The 15,209-nt window shown below is 67.5% G+C and carries 14 protein-coding genes, 2 tRNA genes and 1 pseudogene; 4 read left to right on the top strand and 13 right to left on the bottom strand.

The features are described from left to right. Positions 1-337: 337 nt before the first annotated feature. The gene (locus ACW9UL_RS15355; protein ID WP_457787546.1) at positions 338-1,546 is read left to right on the top strand and encodes an ammonium transporter; all 1,209 of its coding nucleotides are present in this window, start codon (positions 338-340) and stop codon (positions 1,544-1,546) included. A 45-nt stretch (positions 1,547-1,591) separates the two neighbouring features. On the opposite strand, the gene tsaA is transcribed toward ACW9UL_RS15355, so the two are convergent. The 9 genes from tsaA to ACW9UL_RS15310 all read right to left on the bottom strand — a co-directional run bounded on the left by tsaA (position 1,592) and on the right by ACW9UL_RS15310 (position 6,895). Then, the gene (tsaA, locus tag ACW9UL_RS15350) at positions 1,592-2,290 is read right to left on the bottom strand and encodes a tRNA (N6-threonylcarbamoyladenosine(37)-N6)-methyltransferase TrmO (RefSeq protein WP_457787545.1); all 699 of its coding nucleotides are present in this window, start codon (positions 2,288-2,290) and stop codon (positions 1,592-1,594) included. Further along, entirely contained in the window at positions 2,287-2,481 is a 195-nt protein-coding gene (locus ACW9UL_RS15345; protein ID WP_457787544.1) for a hypothetical protein, read from the bottom strand. Before ACW9UL_RS15345 ends, tsaA begins: the two co-directional genes overlap by 4 nt. A 44-nt stretch (positions 2,482-2,525) precedes the next feature. Further along, the gene (locus ACW9UL_RS15340; protein WP_457787543.1) at positions 2,526-3,236 is read right to left on the bottom strand and encodes an rRNA pseudouridine synthase; all 711 of its coding nucleotides are present in this window, start codon (positions 3,234-3,236) and stop codon (positions 2,526-2,528) included. A 61-nt stretch (positions 3,237-3,297) separates the two neighbouring features. After that, entirely contained in the window at positions 3,298-3,792 is a 495-nt protein-coding gene (locus tag ACW9UL_RS15335; RefSeq protein WP_457787542.1) for a P-loop NTPase family protein, read from the bottom strand. Between the two features lie 263 nt (positions 3,793-4,055). After that, positions 4,056-4,430: a thiol-disulfide oxidoreductase DCC family protein gene (locus ACW9UL_RS15330; protein ID WP_457787541.1), complete on the bottom strand. Its 375-nt coding sequence runs from the start codon at positions 4,428-4,430 to the stop codon at positions 4,056-4,058. 94 nt (positions 4,431-4,524) lie between these two features. After that, positions 4,525-5,847, bottom strand: coding sequence for a 30S ribosomal protein S12 methylthiotransferase RimO (rimO, locus tag ACW9UL_RS15325; RefSeq protein WP_457787540.1), 1,323 nt, complete (start codon positions 5,845-5,847; stop codon positions 4,525-4,527). 95 nt (positions 5,848-5,942) lie between these two features. Beyond that, complete coding sequence (locus ACW9UL_RS15320) at positions 5,943-6,491, bottom strand: cytochrome b (protein WP_457787539.1); 549 nt, start codon at positions 6,489-6,491, stop codon at positions 5,943-5,945. 136 nt (positions 6,492-6,627) lie between these two features. Continuing rightward, positions 6,628-6,704, bottom strand: a tRNA-Met gene (locus ACW9UL_RS15315). 114 nt (positions 6,705-6,818) lie between these two features. Continuing rightward, positions 6,819-6,895 (bottom strand) — tRNA-Met (locus ACW9UL_RS15310). A gap of 144 nt (positions 6,896-7,039) precedes the next feature. Between ACW9UL_RS15310 and dinB the strand changes: the two genes are divergently transcribed. Then, positions 7,040-8,092 (top strand): DNA polymerase IV, encoded by a 1,053-nt coding sequence (gene dinB, locus ACW9UL_RS15305; protein ID WP_457787538.1) that lies wholly within the window; start codon positions 7,040-7,042, stop codon positions 8,090-8,092. A 191-nt stretch (positions 8,093-8,283) separates the two neighbouring features. On the opposite strand, the gene ACW9UL_RS15300 is transcribed toward dinB, so the two are convergent. From ACW9UL_RS15300 to ACW9UL_RS15285, 4 genes and pseudogenes are all read right to left on the bottom strand, one after another. Further along, positions 8,284-8,682 (bottom strand): META domain-containing protein, encoded by a 399-nt coding sequence (locus ACW9UL_RS15300; RefSeq protein ID WP_457787537.1) that lies wholly within the window; start codon positions 8,680-8,682, stop codon positions 8,284-8,286. A gap of 4 nt (positions 8,683-8,686) precedes the next feature. Further along, positions 8,687-9,118, bottom strand: a complete 432-nt coding sequence (locus ACW9UL_RS15295; protein ID WP_457787536.1) for a hypothetical protein — start codon at positions 9,116-9,118, stop codon at positions 8,687-8,689. Between the two features lie 27 nt (positions 9,119-9,145). Then, positions 9,146-10,141, bottom strand: coding sequence for a 2-hydroxyacid dehydrogenase (locus tag ACW9UL_RS15290; RefSeq protein WP_457787535.1), 996 nt, complete (start codon positions 10,139-10,141; stop codon positions 9,146-9,148). 9 nt (positions 10,142-10,150) lie between these two features. Continuing rightward, positions 10,151-12,882 (bottom strand): annotated as a pseudogene (locus ACW9UL_RS15285) (response regulator). A gap of 119 nt (positions 12,883-13,001) precedes the next feature. Here ACW9UL_RS15285 and ACW9UL_RS15280 point away from each other — a divergent pair. Both ACW9UL_RS15280 and ACW9UL_RS15275 read left to right on the top strand, forming a co-directional pair. Then, entirely contained in the window at positions 13,002-13,712 is a 711-nt protein-coding gene (locus ACW9UL_RS15280) for a response regulator transcription factor (RefSeq protein WP_457787534.1), read from the top strand. After that, positions 13,709-15,043, top strand: a complete 1,335-nt coding sequence (locus tag ACW9UL_RS15275; RefSeq protein ID WP_457787533.1) for a histidine kinase sensor domain-containing protein — start codon at positions 13,709-13,711, stop codon at positions 15,041-15,043. Before ACW9UL_RS15280 ends, ACW9UL_RS15275 begins: the two co-directional genes overlap by 4 nt. Positions 15,044-15,209: the final 166 nt, after the last annotated feature.

The following is a 15,209-nucleotide window of genomic DNA, read 5'->3' as shown; positions in this document are numbered from 1 at the left end:
TACGAGTGCGGTGAGACTTCAGGGTTCCGCAAGGGTAGTCGGTAAAAGCCCAGGAAGCAGGCTGGTACAGCGCTTGCTTTGTGCTGGTGCGCGAAGTCTCGGAGATGCCCTGTGTTGGGGCTTTTCCGGTCTGGGTCAGGAAGGCCGATCGCAAGCCTAAGTTATTAATTAATAAGAAATTAGTACCAAGGAACCAGAATCGATCGGCGCCATGATGGGGCCGCGACCTGGCGCTTTTTGTGAGCATGAGCGTGCCGGCGGCTGCATTGTGGTGCGCTCTGGCTGGTCGATGCCTTGCTTTGGTGCTTTTTCCCCAACGCCGGAGTTTTCTTCGCAGATGGAAAACATCAACAGCGCCGTGGAAACCCTGATCCACGGCTCCAATACCCTGTTCATCCTGCTCGGCGCGATCATGGTGCTGGCCATGCACGCCGGTTTCGCCTTCCTCGAAGTGGGCACGGTGCGGCAGAAGAACCAGGTCAACGCGCTGTCGAAGATCCTCTCGGACTTCGCCATCTCGGCCCTGGTCTATTTCTTCATCGGTTACTGGATCGCCTACGGGGTGACCTTCCTCGAGCCGGCGGCGGTGCTGACCGAGAACCATGGCTACGGCCTGGTGAAGTTCTTCTTCCTGCTGACCTTCGCCGCGGCCATCCCGGCGATCATCTCGGGCGGCATCGCCGAGCGCGCCAAGTTCGGCCCGCAGTTGTGCGCCACGGCGCTGATCGTGGCCTTCGTCTACCCCTTCTTCGAAGGCCTGATCTGGAACGGCAACCATGGCCTGCAGGCCTGGCTGGAGGCACGCTTCGGCGCCGGCTTCCACGACTTCGCCGGCTCGGTGGTGGTGCACGCCATGGGCGGCTGGCTGGCGTTCGGCGCGGTGCTGCTGCTGGGGCGGCGCAACGGCCGCTATCGCGACGGCAAGCTGGTGGCCATGGCGCCGTCGAACATTCCCTTCCTCGCCCTCGGCTCGTGGATCCTGATCATCGGCTGGTTCGGCTTCAACGTGATGAGCGCGCAGACCCTCGACGGCGTCAGCGGCCTGGTGGCGGTCAACTCGCTGATGGCGATGGTCGGCGGCACCGTCGCCGCGCTGCTGGTCGGGCGCAACGACCCGGGCTTCCTGCACAACGGCCCGCTGGCCGGCCTGGTGGCGATCTGCGCCGGCTCCGATCTGATGCACCCGGTCGGCGCCCTGGTCACCGGCGCCATCGCCGGCGCCTTGTTCGTCTGGGCCTTCACCGCGACCCAGGTGAAATGGAAGATCGACGACGTGCTCGGCGTCTGGCCGCTGCACGGCCTGTGTGGCGTGTGGGGCGGCATCGCCTGCGGCATCTTCGGCCTGGAGGCCTTCGGCGGCCTGGGCGGCGTCAGCCTGACCAGCCAGCTGATCGGCACTGCGCTCGGCGTGCTGGTGGCGCTGCTTGGCGGCTTTTTGGTCTACGGCGTGCTCAAGGCGCTGCTGGGCATTCGCCTGAGCCAGGAAGAGGAATACAACGGCGCCGACCTGTCGGTGCACAAGATCGGTTCGATCAACCTCGATTGAGCCTCGCGCCGCCGGCAGCCCCTGCCGGCGGCGCGCCCTTTGGCGCTACTGCGCCACGCGCTGCAGGTCCAGCACGCGGATGCGCCCCGGCTCGGGGTAGTGCCAGTGCACGTCCAGGTCCCACAGGCGTGCGCCGTAGCGGCGCTCGGGCGCCGGTTGCTGGTAGGCCGGGCGCGGATCCTGCGCCAGGCACTGTTCGATCAATTCCACCAGCGGTTCGCCCAGGCGCAGGGCGTGTGCCTGGGCCTGCTGCAGCGCCTCGGCCTGCCAGGCCACAGGGATCAGCTGCGGCGCACCGTCGGCCATGGCGTTGCGCGCCTCGGGCAGGCAGTCGGCGTAGGGCACGTAGGGCTTGATGTCCAGCACCGGGGTGCCGTCGAGCAGGTCGATGCCGGACAGGTGCAGGCGGCCCGGCTCGACCCGCTCCAGGCGCACCACCGACTGGCCGATGCCGTTGGGCCGGTGGGTGGCGCGGGTGCTGAACACGCCCACCGCCTGGTTGCCGCCCAGGCGCGGCGGACGCACCTTCAGCCGCGGCTGCTGCTCCAGCGCCTGGTGAAAGAGAAACAGCAGCCAGATATGGCTGACCTGCTCCAGCCCCTGCACCGCGTCGCCCTGGTCGAACGGCGGCAGCAACTCCAGCACGCCGCGCGCGGCCGGCGCCAGCTGCGGCTGGCGGGGGATGGCGAATTTTTCCTTGAAGCAGGAGCGGACGATGCCGATCGGCGACACGCTGTAGCTCATGGGCTGACGATCACCCGGCAACCGGCGTCGCGAAAGGGCCCGGCGAAGCGCACCCAGCCTTCGCCGGGGCTGACCTGGGCGCAGGTCAGGTGGCCGTCGGCCTTGCTCTGCCAGAGAAAGAACGGCGCCGGCGCGGCCAGGCTGGCGGCGCTCAGGGCGAGCAGGGCGGTCAGTAGCAGCAGCGTACGCATGGCGATGGTCTCCGCAAGACGAGAGGCAAACCCTAGCATGGTTGTCAGAAGCGTTCCTTCTCGCCCAGGTAGCGCCACTGGCCGAGCGGCAGCTTGGCCATGGGCACGCCGCCGATGCGGATGCGCTTCATGCTCCGCACCGTCAACCCCAGCGCCGCGCACATCTGCCGCAGCTGCTGCGGCTGCGGGTTCTTCAGGGCGAAGCGCAGGCGCTGCTCGCTCTGCCAGCTGGCCTTGCACGGCGGGAACTGCACGCCCTTGTGCAGCAGGCCCTTTTTCAGACGCTCCAGGCCGTTCGACGCCAGTTCGCCACTGACTTCCACCAGGTATTCCTGTTCCAGCTTGTGGCCGTCCTCGCGCAGCTTGCGTTGCGTGCGCCAGTCCTGGCTGAGTACCACCAGGCCGCTGGCGCCGACCTGCAGCGGCAGGCTCTGCTCCTGGCGGAGGAAATGCCCATGCAGCACGCGCTGCGCGTGCGGGTCGTCGCTCCAGTGGTTGGTGGCGGCCAGCGACTGCGGGATGCGTGCGTTGTCGGCGTCGGCCGCGCAGTGCAGCAGTAGGGTCACCGGCGCCACCGGATCGAGGCTGGCCTCGGGGTGCAGTTCGACGCGCTGGCCCTCGACCTTGAACTGCGGCGCCTCGACCACCTGCCCATCGACGCTGACCCAGCCGCCGGTGATGTACAGATCGGCCTCGCGCCGCGAACAGCCCAGCAGTTCGATGACACGTTTGGACAGGCGGACGGGCTCGCTCATGCGGGGGGCTCGGCTGGGAAAAGGGCGGCCATTGTAGCGCCCCGCCCAGAGGTATGCGGGGTTATTCGGCAGGCGAACTCGGGTAGTCGTACGGGCTTTGGCACTCGCGCTTGCGCCCGGTGAAACCCTCGAACAGCGCACGATGACGCGCCAGGCCGTACTCGTCCTGTCGCGTGGGGTAATCGCCGATCCATTGGATCAGCTTGTCGAGCATGGCCTGCTGCTCGGCAGCACTGGCGAACTTCTCCGCCTCCCAGGGGCGCCGTCGGCAGTGGTCGATGCAGGTATCGACGCCGGGGTTGAGGAAGATCAGCTCGTCGCAGTAAGGCAGTGCGGTCTCGACCAGGTCGCCATAGCAGCCTTCGATCACCCAGTGGCGATGCGTGCGGATAAAGGCCAGCAGCAGCGCCCGGCTCTCGTCCAGCGGCTTGCGTTGCGTGCCGCCGTCCCAGGCGATCTCGTCCAGCGCCAGGCGGGCGACGTTGCCCCCGGCGATCAGGCGCCGGGCCAGTGTGCTCTTGCCGGCGCCGGCATTGCCCAGCAACAGGATACGCATGGCTGTTTCTCCAGTGACGTCGCTCAAGGCAGCCCCGGAGCGGTCATCGATAGGTCGCCTCGACTGCGCGTCTTCAGCGCCGGGCGAGATCCCTGCGCTGGCTCGGCGACTCACGGGGCGCAGGGCGTCTCGGTTTGCTGGCTGGGTGGCGGTGCAGATGCGCCCACCATCTTGTGGCATCGGTATGCTGCGCGAAGCCGGTGACCCGTGCAGTAAAGACCGCCAGCCGTCTCGCAGCGGGGGTGTCACACGGGGCGTCCGGGTTAGTGTGCTCCGGTGGGTGGCCAGCGGCCCTGACGGCGCAGGCGGCGTAGCACCCAGCGCCTATAGGCCCACGACAGCAGCGGGTGCAGGCCGGGCAGGGCGAGCAGCCAGGCCAGCGGACGCAGGCGCGGGCTGCGGCGCAGCAGCAGGATATAGGCGTCCAGCTCGCGGTGGATGTGCCCCTGTTCGTCCGCCACATGCAGCTCGCTCAGCGCGGCTCGCGGGTCGATGCCGGCGGCGCGCAGCTCCTCGTCGCGGCCGCCGATATCCAGCCATTGCACCTCGCCGGCGGCCTGCTGGCTGAGGCGTTCGTAGCGGTGGCGGTCGGCGACGCAGTGCGGGCAGGCGCCGTCGTAATAGACCTTGATTGGCATGGCGGCGAAGCGGTGAGGGGCCTGCCGTTGAGTATAGACCGGCAGAAACGCCAAGCCCCGCACGGGGCGGGGCTTGGCAGGGCGGCGCAGGCGCTTAGACCAGCTCGCCCCACATGTCGTACTCGTCGGCATCGACGATGCGCACGCGCACCTTGTCGCCCGGCTTGACCGCGGTGGAGTCGATAAACACGCTGCCGTCGATCTCCGGGGCGTCGGCCCAGGAGCGGGCCACGGCGCCTTCGCCGTCGACTTCGTCGACCAGCACGTCCATCTCCAGGCCGATCTTGGCCTGCAGGCGCGCGCTGCTGATCGCCTGCTGGTGGGCCATGAAGCGCTCCCAGCGCTCCTGCTTCACCTCGTCCGGCACTGGCTCGAGGTCCATGTCGTTGGCCGGCGCGCCGTCCACCGGGCTGTACTGGAAGCAGCCGACGCGATCGAGCTGGGCTTCGCTGAGCCAGTCCAGCAGGTACTGGAAGTCTTCCTCGGTCTCGCCGGGGAAGCCGACGATGAAGGTGGAGCGGATGGTCAGCTGCGGGCAGATCTCGCGCCATTTCTTGATCCGCGCCAGGGTCTTGTCCTCGAAGGCCGGGCGCTTCATGGCCTTGAGTACCTTCGGGCTGGCGTGCTGGAAGGGGATGTCCAGGTAGGGCAGCAGCTTGCCGGCGGCCATCAGCGGGATCACGTCGTCGACGTTGGGGTAGGGGTAGACGTAGTGCAGGCGCACCCACACGCCCATCGCCGACAGCGCCTCGCACAGCTCGAGCATGCGCGTCTTTACCGGCTGGCCATTCCAGAAGTCCAGCTTGTACTTGAGGTCGACGCCGTAGGCGCTGGTGTCCTGGCTGATCACCAGCAGTTCTTTCACGCCGGCCTTGACCAGGCGCTCGGCCTCGCTGAGCACGTCGCCCACCGGGCGGCTGACCAGCTTGCCGCGCATCGAGGGGATGATGCAGAAGCTGCAACTGTGGTTGCAGCCTTCGGAAATCTTCAGGTAGGCGTAGTGGCGCGGGGTGAGTTTGATGCCCTGCGGCGGTACCAGGTCGATCAGCGGATTGTGCTCGGCTTTTGGCGGGATCACCTCGTGCACGGCATTGACCACCTGCTCGTACTGCTGCGGGCCGGTCACCGCCAGCACGCTGGGGTGCACGTCGCGGATGCTGTCTTCGGCCACGCCCATGCAGCCGGTGACGATCACCTTGCCGTTCTCGGCGATGGCCTCGCCGATGGCGTCGAGCGATTCGGCCTTGGCGCTGTCGATGAAGCCGCAGGTGTTGACCACCACCACGTCGGCATCCTGGTAGGTCGGCACGATCTCGTAACCTTCCATGCGCAGCTGGGTCAGGATGCGTTCGCTATCGACCGTGGCCTTGGGGCATCCCAGGGAAACAAAGCCGACTTTCGGTGTGGCGGTGGACATGCGGGCTAACCTCTAAGGGCGCCTGCGGGCGCCTCTGATCAAAAAGTGCGCAATTCTAGCGGCGCTTCGGGCACTTGACCAGAGGTGCCGTCACCTCAATTGCGCCCCGGCAGCATGCGGATCAGGGTGTTGTCGCGGCTTATATAGTGGTGCAGCAGGCCGGCCGCGGCGTGCAGGCCGATCAACCAGTAGCCGGCGGTGCCGGCCAGCTCGTGCAGTTCCTTGAATTGTCCGGCCAGTTCCTTGCGCGGGCCGATCAACGCCGGCAGCTCCAGGCCGAAGAAGGGGATGGGCTTGCCGGCGGCGCTAAGGATCAGCCAGCCGGCCAATGGTGCGCCGATCATCAGGGCGTACAGGGCGACATGCATCAGTTTCGCGGGTACGGCTTGCCAGGCCGGTAGGGCCGGCTCGATCTTCGGCGCCGGGGCGATCACGCGAGCCAGCAGGCGTAGCCAGACCAGGGCGAATACGCTCAGGCCAAGCATGAAGTGCCACTGCTTGAGCAGCTCGCGGGTCTCGCTGCCCTTGGGGAAATTGCCCTTGAGTTCGATGCAGGCATAGACGGCGGCGATCAGGATCAGCATCAGCCAGTGCAGGCCGATGGACAGGCGGCCATAGCGGGATGGGGTATTCTTCCAGGTCATTCGGGGTTTCCTCGGTCGATAACCTGCGTCTTCTGCAGGCTTGGCAAGGGTATGCCTGCCAGGCTTAAGGGAAGCTGAGGAAAATCAACGGCGGAAACGAAAAAGGCCACTCGATTGAGTGGCCTTTTTCTGAAGGTGGTTGCGGGAGCAGGATTTGAACCTACGACCTTCGGGTTATGAGCCCGACGAGCTACCAGACTGCTCCATCCCGCGTCGGTAATTCTACGCCTGCTTAAAGTGTTGTCAATCGATTAATTACTTTTGATCGAAATCTTTAATTTTTGCCAAAGCAAAAAGGCCACTCGTTAGAGTGGCCTTTTCGATGTTTGGTTGCGGGAGCAGGATTTGAACCTACGACCTTCGGGTTATGAGCCCGACGAGCTACCAGACTGCTCCATCCCGCGTCTGTGGGTCGGCATTCTACCGTCGGTTGCGTCGCTGTCAACTGTGTATTTGAAGAAAACTGTTTTCAACTCAGGTGCTTAGCGTCAAACAGCTGTTAGACTTCAGGGCTCCAGGCCAGGCCGGGCAAGGCTTTCGAGGATGTCGTGCGCAAGATAATCCACATTGACTGCGACTGCTTCTACGCGGCCATAGAGATGCGCGACGACCCGAGCCTGGCCAATCGGCCGCTGGCGGTGGGCGGCTCGGCGGATCGCCGCGGGGTGATCGCCACCTGCAACTACGAGGCGCGCGCCTATGGCGTGCGTTCGGCGATGTCGTCGCGGCATGCGCTGAAGCTGTGCCCTGACCTGCTGATCGTCAAGCCGCGCTTCGAAGTGTATCGCTCGGTCTCGCGGGAGATTCACGGCATCTTTCGCCAGTTCACCGATCTGATCGAGCCGCTGTCGCTCGACGAGGCCTATCTCGACGTTAGCGATTCGCCGCACTTCGCCGGCAGCGCCACGCGCATCGCCCAGGAGATCCGCCGGCGCGTGGCGCAGGAGCTGCGCATCACGGTGTCGGCCGGCGTGGCGCCGAACAAGTTCCTGGCCAAGATCGCCAGCGACTGGCGCAAGCCCAATGGGCTGTTCGTCATTACGCCCGATCAGGTCGAGGATTTCGTCGCGGCGCTGCCGGTGAGCAAGCTGCATGGCGTCGGCAAGGTCACCGCGGACAAGCTGGCGCGCCTCGGGATTCGCACCTGCCTGGATCTGCGTGACTGGAACAAGCTGGCGCTGGTGCGCGAGTTCGGCAGTTTCGGCGAGCGCTTGTGGGGCCTGGCCCGTGGCATCGACGAGCGCGCGGTGCAGGTGGATAGCCGTCGCCAGTCGCTCAGCGTCGAGCACACCTATGACCAGGATTTGCCCGATCTTGAAACTTGCCTGGATAAGCTGCCGGCGCTGCTGGAGGAGATGAACGGGCGTCTGCAGCGGCTGGACGCCAGCTACCGACCGGACAAACCCTTCGTCAAGGTCAAGTTCCACGACTTCACCCAGACCACCCTGGAGCAGGCCGGCGCCAGTCGCGATCTGGAGAGCTACCGACTGTTGCTGAGCAACGCTTTCGCGCGTGGCGACAAGCCGGTACGGCTGCTCGGCGTTGGCGTCAGGTTGCATGACCTGCGAGGGCGGCAGGAGCAACTGGAGCTGTTTGCGTAGCCCGGACGCAATCCGGGGGCTCTTTGCGCGCTATCTGTCGATGCTCCGATCTGACCTTTGCAGGAGCGGCCGGGCGGCGCACCGCTTCAGCCGCGAATTTCGCGGATCAATCCGCTACTGCGACCCTGTGCAGCAATCAACTCGGGCATGGCCTTCGGGCAACCGCCCCGGATTGCATCCGGGCTACGCCGTCATTCAGGCCAGAGGCGGATCGGCTTGCCGCTGGCCGGCCACAGCTGCAACTGGCCGATGGCGTTGAAGTCCCAGCGCTGCACCTGGCCGATGGCGTCGAGAAAGCGGCGTTCCTGCTCCATCAACGCCGGTGCGCATTGCTTGCGGGTGCTGCCGGTGGGGGCGAAGCCGAGCGCATTGCCCTCGAGTTCATAGCCGGCGAACCAGTGGTTGCAGCCGGCATGGCCGTGGGCGCGGCCGTCGGCGGCGAAGGTGACGCTCAGGTGGCTGCGGTCGATCAGCGGGCGTTCGCCGATCCACTCCACCCGGTAGCTGCGTTCGGTCTCCAGTTGCGGTGCGTCGCTGGCGCAGCCGCCCAGGGCGGCTGCGAGCAGGGCGAGGGGCAGGGCGCGATGCATGGTTTCAGGCCTCCCGACAGGCGGGGCACAGGTGCCGGCCGGCCTCGTTGCGCCAGCCCAGTTCGAGGATGCGGGCCTCGGCGGCGGGGGCTTGCGCCGACTTGCCGAGGGCCGCGTCGACGGCGAACTCGAAGTCCAGCTGCTTGCCGCAGCCGTCGCAGTTCACCTGCCAGTTGTGGATGGCCAGCTCCTTGAACTGCGGGCCCTTGCACACCGCCAGCCACTGGCCGGGCGGGTTGATCAGGTGGCGGACCTTCTCTACCTCCAGGCGCATATGCAGGTCGCGGCTGCCCTTGAGGGTGACCAGCAGGCTGTCGCTGGCCTGGATCGAGCCGCCGTTGCCGGTGACCTGATAGCGGCCCGGCGCCAGGGCGCGGCACTCAGTGAGGGTGTGTTGGGGATTGAGCAGGGAATAACGGAAATCGTGTTCGGCCATGGGTCCTCCGGATCAGCCGGCATGCTATCACGCGCCGGCCTTGACCTCATTGCACGGGCTGCCGGCGGCCCAGGCGGCGATATTGTCCAGGGTGGTGCGGGCGATGGCGGCCAGCGCCTCCTGGGTGAGGAAGGCCTGGTGGGCGGTGACGATGACGTTGGGGAAGGTCAGCAGGCGCGCCAGCACGTCGTCCTGCAACGGCAGGTCGGAGCGGTCCTCGAAGAACAGTTCGGACTCTTCCTCGTAGACGTCCAGGCCCAGATAGCCGAGCTGACCGCTCTTCAGCGCGCCGATCAGCGCCGGGGTGTCGACCAGAGCGCCGCGCCCGGTGTTGATCAGCATGGCGCCGCGCTTCATCTGCGCCAGGCGCGCGGCGTCTATCAGGTGGTGGCTGCTGGCGGTCAGCGGGCAGTGCAGGCTGAGGATATCGCTTTGGCCGATGACCTCGTCGAGCGGCACCTGACGCGCGCCGATGGCATCGAGCCCGGCGAGCGGCAAGGGATCATGGATCAGCACCCTGCAGCCGAAGCCAGCCATGATGCGGGCGAAGGCCTGGCCGATCTTGCCGGCGCCGATCACACCGACGGTCTTGCCGTGCAGGTCGAAACCGGTCAGCCCGTGCAGGGAGAAGTCGCCCTCGCGGGTGCGGTTGAAGGCGCGATGGATGCGCCGGTTCAGCGCCAGGATCAACGCCACCGCATGTTCGGCCACCGCATGCGGCGAGTAGGCCGGCACCCGCACCACGCACAACCCCAGGCGTTCGGCGGCCTTGAGGTCGACATGGTTGTAGCCGGCCGAGCGCAGGGCGACCAGCCGCGTGCCGGCGGCGGCCAGACGCTCCAGCACCGGCGCCGACAGTTCGTCGTTGATGAAGGCGCAGACCACCTCGCAGCCATCTGCCAGCGCCGCGCTGGCCGCAGTCAGACGTGTCTCGTGGAACTGCAGCTGCCAAGCGTCCGGGCGCGCGGCGGCGAGGAAGCTGTCGCGGTCGTAGGGCTTGCTGCTGAACAGGCAGATGCGCATGCGGGCTCCTCAGGCGCTTTGCGCCGCGGCTTCGCTTAGGCGGGCGATGGCCGCATCCAGTTCGTCGAGGGCGCGCTGGGCGCCCGGGTCGTTCTGCTTGAGCAGGGTTTCGCTGCGCTGGCAGGCGGCGCGCAGCTGCGGCACGCCGCAGTAGCGGGTGGCGCCGTGCAGGCGGTGGACCCGTTCGATCAGTGCCGTGCGTTCGCCAGCGTCGCGAGCCTGGCGAATGGCCTGGCGGTCGCCGGGCAGCCCGGCCAGCAGCATGTTCAGCATGTCGGCGGCGAGGTCGGCCTTGCCGGCGGCCAGGCGCAGGCCTTCCTCGGCGTCGAGCACCTGCGGCTGTGCCGAGCTGGCGGCCACCTCGACGGCTTTCGCCGCGGGCTGGTTGCGCAGGCTCAGGCCGGTCCACTTGAGCACCACCTGGGCCAGCTGGCGTTCGCTGATCGGCTTGGTCAGGTAGTCGTCCATGCCACTCTGCAGCAACAGGCGCTTCTCGTTGGCCAGGGCATGGGCGGTCAGCGCGACGATCGGCGTGGCGCTGCGGCCCTGTTCGCTTTCCCACTGGCGGATCGCCTCGGTGGCCTGGCGGCCGTCCATGCCGGGCATCTGCACGTCCATGAACACCAGGTCGAAACTGCCGCGCTGCACCGCGTCGATGGCGGCATAGCCGCTGTCCACCGCGCTGACCTGGGCGCCCAGATCGTCGAGCAGGGTCTGCACCAGCAGCAGGTTGGCCGGGTTGTCGTCGACGCAGAGGATTTGCGGCCGGTGGGCTCGCTGGCCGGGCGCTGCGGACAGGCCAGTTCGATCAACGCCTTGTGCAGTTTGCGCGTGCACGGTGGCTTGGCCTGCAGCTGGGTGTAGGCATCGGGCAGCGATTCGTGGAACAGCCCTAGCTCGGTGGTCGGGCACAGCACCAGGGCCTTGCAGCCGAGGCGGTCGAGGTCCCAGATGCGCTGGCCGAGGGCATCGGCCGGCAGCTGGGCGGCGGTGATACCGAGTACCGCCAGGCTCAGCGGGCGTTCGCGCTGCTGCTGGCTGGCCACGGCGTCGAGCAGTTGGCCCAGGTCGGCGAAGCTTTCCACTTCCAGGCCGCAGTCCTCCAGCTGATGGCTCAGGGCCTGGCGCGCCAGCTCGTGACTCTCCAGCACCGCCACGCGGCGGCCCTGCAGCGGCGCGCGCGGCAGATCTTCCGCGTCGTCGCGGGCCTTGGGCAGGGTCAGGCTGATCCAGAACTCCGAGCCTTCGCCCGGCGTGCTGTCGACGCCGATCTCGCCGCCCATCTGCTCGATCAGGCGTTTGGAAATCACCAGGCCCAGGCCGGTGCCGCCGGCCTGGCGGCTGAGCGAGTTGTCGGCCTGGCTGAAGGCCTGGAACAGCGCGCGCAGGTCCTCGTCGGACAGGCCGATGCCGGTGTCCATCACGCTGATGCGCAACTGGGCGCGGTCGGCGCTCTCGTCCTCGACCATGGCGCGCATGACGATGGTGCCTTCGCGGGTGAACTTGATGGCGTTGCTCACCAGGTTGGTCAGCACCTGTTTCAGCCGCAGCGGGTCGCCGCGCAGGGCCAACGGCGTGTCGCGGTAGATCAGGCTGACCAGCTCCAGCTGCTTCTCGTGGGCGGCGGGGGCGAGGATGGTCAGGGTGTCCTGCAGCAGGTCGCGCAGGTTGAAGGGGATGGATTCGAGCACCAGCTTGCCGGCCTCGATCTTGGAGAAGTCGAGCACCTCGTTGATGATGCCGAGCAGGCTGTCGGCGGACTTCTCGATGGTCGCCAGGTAGTCCTGCTGGCGCGGGCTCAGCTCGCTCTTCTGCAGCAGGTTGGTGAAGCCGAGGATGCCGTTGAGCGGAGTGCGGATCTCATGGCTCATGTTGGCGAGGAACTCGGACTTGATGCGGCTGGCCTCCAGGGCCTCCTTGCGCGCGAAGTCCAGCTCGATGTTCTGGATCTCGATGGTCTCCAGGTTCTGCCGCACGTCCTCGGTGGCCTGCTCGATGCTGTGCTGCAATTCTTCCTGAGCGTTCTGCAGGGCCTCGGCCATGCGGTTGATGCCGGCAGCCAGCTCGTCCAGCTCAACGCTGCCCAACGGTGGCAGGCGGGTTTCCAGGTGGCCGTCCTTGAGCTGGGCGACTCCGGCCTTGATCGCGCGCAGCGGGCCGTTGATGCTGCGGCTCATGCGCAGGGCCAGCAGGGCGGTGACGCCGAGGCCGCCGACGATCAGCAGCAGGCTGGCGAACAGGCTGCGGTAGCCGCTGAGCAGGGTGCCCTGGTGCGACAGTTCCAGCTCGACCCAGCCTAGCAGCGCGGCGCTGTGCTCGTCGCCTGCGTCGTCGCTGAGGGCCAGGTGCTGGTCGTACACCGGCAGCAGGAACCGCGTGGCGTCCTGGCCGCTGAGGCGGCTGAGCCCGGGCTGGTCGTTCGGCACCGGGTTGAGCATGCTCGGCCCGGCATGCGCCAGCGGCGCGCGTTCGGCGGCGAGGAAGCGCACCGCGCGCACGTCCGGGTGCTCCAGCGACTGCCGGGCGATGCGTTCGAGCAGTGGCTTGTTCTGCTGCTGCAGGGCCGGCGCGGCCAGCGGCGCGAGGTGCTCGACCAGCATCTCGCCGCGCTGCAGCAGCTGCGCCTGCAGCCCGGACAGCTGCACCCAGGTGAAATAGCCGCCGAGCACCAGCGCCAGCAGGCTGGTGGGCAGCAGGGTGAGCAGCAGCACGCGGCCCTTGATGCCTAGTTCCTTGAACACGCCTGGTCTCCTTCTAAGACGTCTGGGCAGTGTAGCGATTCGCTGGCGAGGAATCTGTAGGTGAGTGGCCCGGGTTTAATAGGTAGAATTGTTCGCATTCGTCTTGTCGGTCGTTCGCCATGCTGTCCTCTGCCCTTCCCGCCGCCCGCATCCTCGCCGTCGAAGACGACCCGCTGCTCGCCAGCCATTTGCAGACCCACCTGCTGGGCTGCGGCTATCATGTCACCCTCAGCCGCGACGGCAGCGAGGGCTTGCGTCTGGCCGAGAGCGAGGACTTCGACCTGATCCTGATGGACATCCTGCTGCCCGGCACCAATGGCCTGGACGCCCTGCAGCAACTGCGCCGGCGGCGCGGTGTGCCGGTGCTGCTGATGTCGGCGCTGGGCGACGAGCCCAATCGTATCGCCGGCTTCAGCCAGGGCGCCGACGACTTCCTGCCCAAGCCGTTCAGCCTCGGCGAACTCAGCGTGCGCATCGAGGCGATCCTGCGCCGGGTCGCCTACGAGCGGCGCGAGCAGCTGCCGCGCGAATCGGCCGACGCCCTGTGCTTCGACGAGGGCCGCTGCGACGTGGCCCTGGCCGGCCACTGGGCGGGCCTGACCCCCAGCGAGTACCGCGTGCTGGAGCTGCTCTGGCGCCACCGCGACGAGGCGCTGAGCAAGCCCTTCCTCTATCAGCAGGCGTTGCGCCGCGGCTACGCCCAGCACGACCGCAGCCTGGACATGCACGTCAGCCATATCCGCCGCAAGCTGCAGAGCATCGGCTACCACGGCGGCCGGGTAGAAACGGTGTGGGGCCGGGGCTACGTGCTGGTGCGGGCGGGCGCATGAGGCTGCCGGGACGGCACTCGCTACTGTGGAAGCTGACCGGCGCGCTGGCGCTGTTCTGCCTGCTGCTGGTCAGCCTGCATGTCGATCTGGAGCGCCTGTTCATCCAGGCCACCTCGCGTCTGCCGGCATCGACCCAGGCGGTATTGCGTGCCTATGGCCAGGAGGCCGAGGCCGCCTGGCGCGATGCGGGAACGAGTGGGATCGACGCCTTCCTGGCGCGTCTGCGCGAGCGCGAACAGGTCTGGGCGGTGGTGGTCGACGGGCAGCAGCGCACCCTGTCGTCGCAGCCGTTGGACGAGGACGAGCGCGCGCGGCTTCACTTCGTGCGCCGCCTCGACTGGCTGGTGGGGCGACCCGGCGGTACGCCGACCTTCTATGTGCCGTTCAGCGACGGCGAATCGCGGCTGGTGATGAACCTGCCCCAGCGGCTGAACCCGCGCCAGCACCTCGAACTGTGGAACCTGCTGCTGCAGCGGATAGTGCCGGCTGTGCTCGCGGTGCTGCTCGGCCTGCTGCTCTATCGCCTGCTCATTGCACCCCTGGCGATACTGCGGCGTCAGGCCAACGCCCTGCACGCCGACGACCTCAGCGCGCGGGCCGGCGGCGTGGCACGACGCCGCGACGAGCTGGGCGAGCTGGCCCGCGCCTTCGACCATATGGCCGAGCGCCTGCAGGCCACGGTGTCGCTGCAGCGTCAGCTGCTGCGCGACGTCTCCCACGAGTTGCGCACTCCGCTCAGCCGCCTGCGGGTGGCCGGCGAGAGCGGCCTGGATGCCGAGCAGCTGAGCCAGCGGGTGCTGCAGGAGGTCGACGGTATGCAGCGCCTGGTGGCCGCTACCCTGGAGCTGGCCTGGCTCGATACCGAGCGCCCGCGGCTGACCGCCGAGCAGGTCGAGCTGGCCGCGCTGTGGGACGTGCTGGCAGAGAACGTGCGCTTCGAGAGCGGCTGGTCCGGCGACAGACTGCGCTACGAGGTGTCGGGCGACTGTCGCCTGCACTGCAACCTCAACGCCCTGGCCCAGGCCCTGGAGAACGTGCTGCGCAACGCCGTGCGCCATTCGCCGGCCGGCGGCACGGTGCGTCTCGGCGGGCGCCGCGAGGGCGCCGGCTGGCACCTGTGGCTGAGCGACGAGGGCCCCGGCGTGGCCGAGACGCAGCTGGAGGCGATCTTCCTGCCCTTCACCCGCCTCGACGGTTCGCGCCCCGGCGACGGCGGTTTCGGCCTCGGCCTGAGCATCGCCCGCAGCGCCATCGCCGGACAGGGCGGGCGCATCTGGGCGGAGAACGGTGCGCCCGGGCTATGCGTGCATTTTCAGCTGCCGGCCGCCTGAGAGCCTGTTCAAAGGCTGCTGCGCGTCGGCACTGCTGCGTTTAAAACAGGCTCGGCAAGCCGCTTGTGGCTAACGCACTTTAGTGCGGCCCCGTAGGGGCGAGCGGAGCGAGTAATGCTCATTTACAGCCCGTAAAGTCGCCTGCGACCCCAGCCGTTCCTCGCCT

It is taken from the genome of Pseudomonas sp. PL-6, assembly GCF_054110165.1.
The sequence above is the reverse complement of the archived record's forward strand: the minus strand, read 5'-3'. Positions and strand labels throughout refer to the sequence as shown.

Coding starts and splice junctions, on each gene's coding strand:
- ACW9UL_RS15355 (WP_457787546.1), top strand. CDS start 338: ATGGAAAACATCAACAGCGCCGTGGAAACCCTGATCCACGGCTCCAAT.
- tsaA (WP_457787545.1), bottom strand. CDS start 2,290: ATGAGCTACAGCGTGTCGCCGATCGGCATCGTCCGCTCCTGCTTCAAG.
- ACW9UL_RS15345 (WP_457787544.1), bottom strand. CDS start 2,481: ATGCGTACGCTGCTGCTACTGACCGCCCTGCTCGCCCTGAGCGCCGCC.
- ACW9UL_RS15340 (WP_457787543.1), bottom strand. CDS start 3,236: ATGAGCGAGCCCGTCCGCCTGTCCAAACGTGTCATCGAACTGCTGGGC.
- ACW9UL_RS15335 (WP_457787542.1), bottom strand. CDS start 3,792: ATGCGTATCCTGTTGCTGGGCAATGCCGGCGCCGGCAAGAGCACACTG.
- ACW9UL_RS15330 (WP_457787541.1), bottom strand. CDS start 4,430: ATGCCAATCAAGGTCTATTACGACGGCGCCTGCCCGCACTGCGTCGCC.
- rimO (WP_457787540.1), bottom strand. CDS start 5,847: ATGTCCACCGCCACACCGAAAGTCGGCTTTGTTTCCCTGGGATGCCCC.
- ACW9UL_RS15320 (WP_457787539.1), bottom strand. CDS start 6,491: ATGACCTGGAAGAATACCCCATCCCGCTATGGCCGCCTGTCCATCGGC.
- ACW9UL_RS15300 (WP_457787537.1), bottom strand. CDS start 8,682: ATGCATCGCGCCCTGCCCCTCGCCCTGCTCGCAGCCGCCCTGGGCGGC.
- ACW9UL_RS15295 (WP_457787536.1), bottom strand. CDS start 9,118: ATGGCCGAACACGATTTCCGTTATTCCCTGCTCAATCCCCAACACACC.
- ACW9UL_RS15290 (WP_457787535.1), bottom strand. CDS start 10,141: ATGCGCATCTGCCTGTTCAGCAGCAAGCCCTACGACCGCGACAGCTTC.
- ACW9UL_RS15280 (WP_457787534.1), top strand. CDS start 13,002: ATGCTGTCCTCTGCCCTTCCCGCCGCCCGCATCCTCGCCGTCGAAGAC.
- ACW9UL_RS15275 (WP_457787533.1), top strand. CDS start 13,709: ATGAGGCTGCCGGGACGGCACTCGCTACTGTGGAAGCTGACCGGCGCG.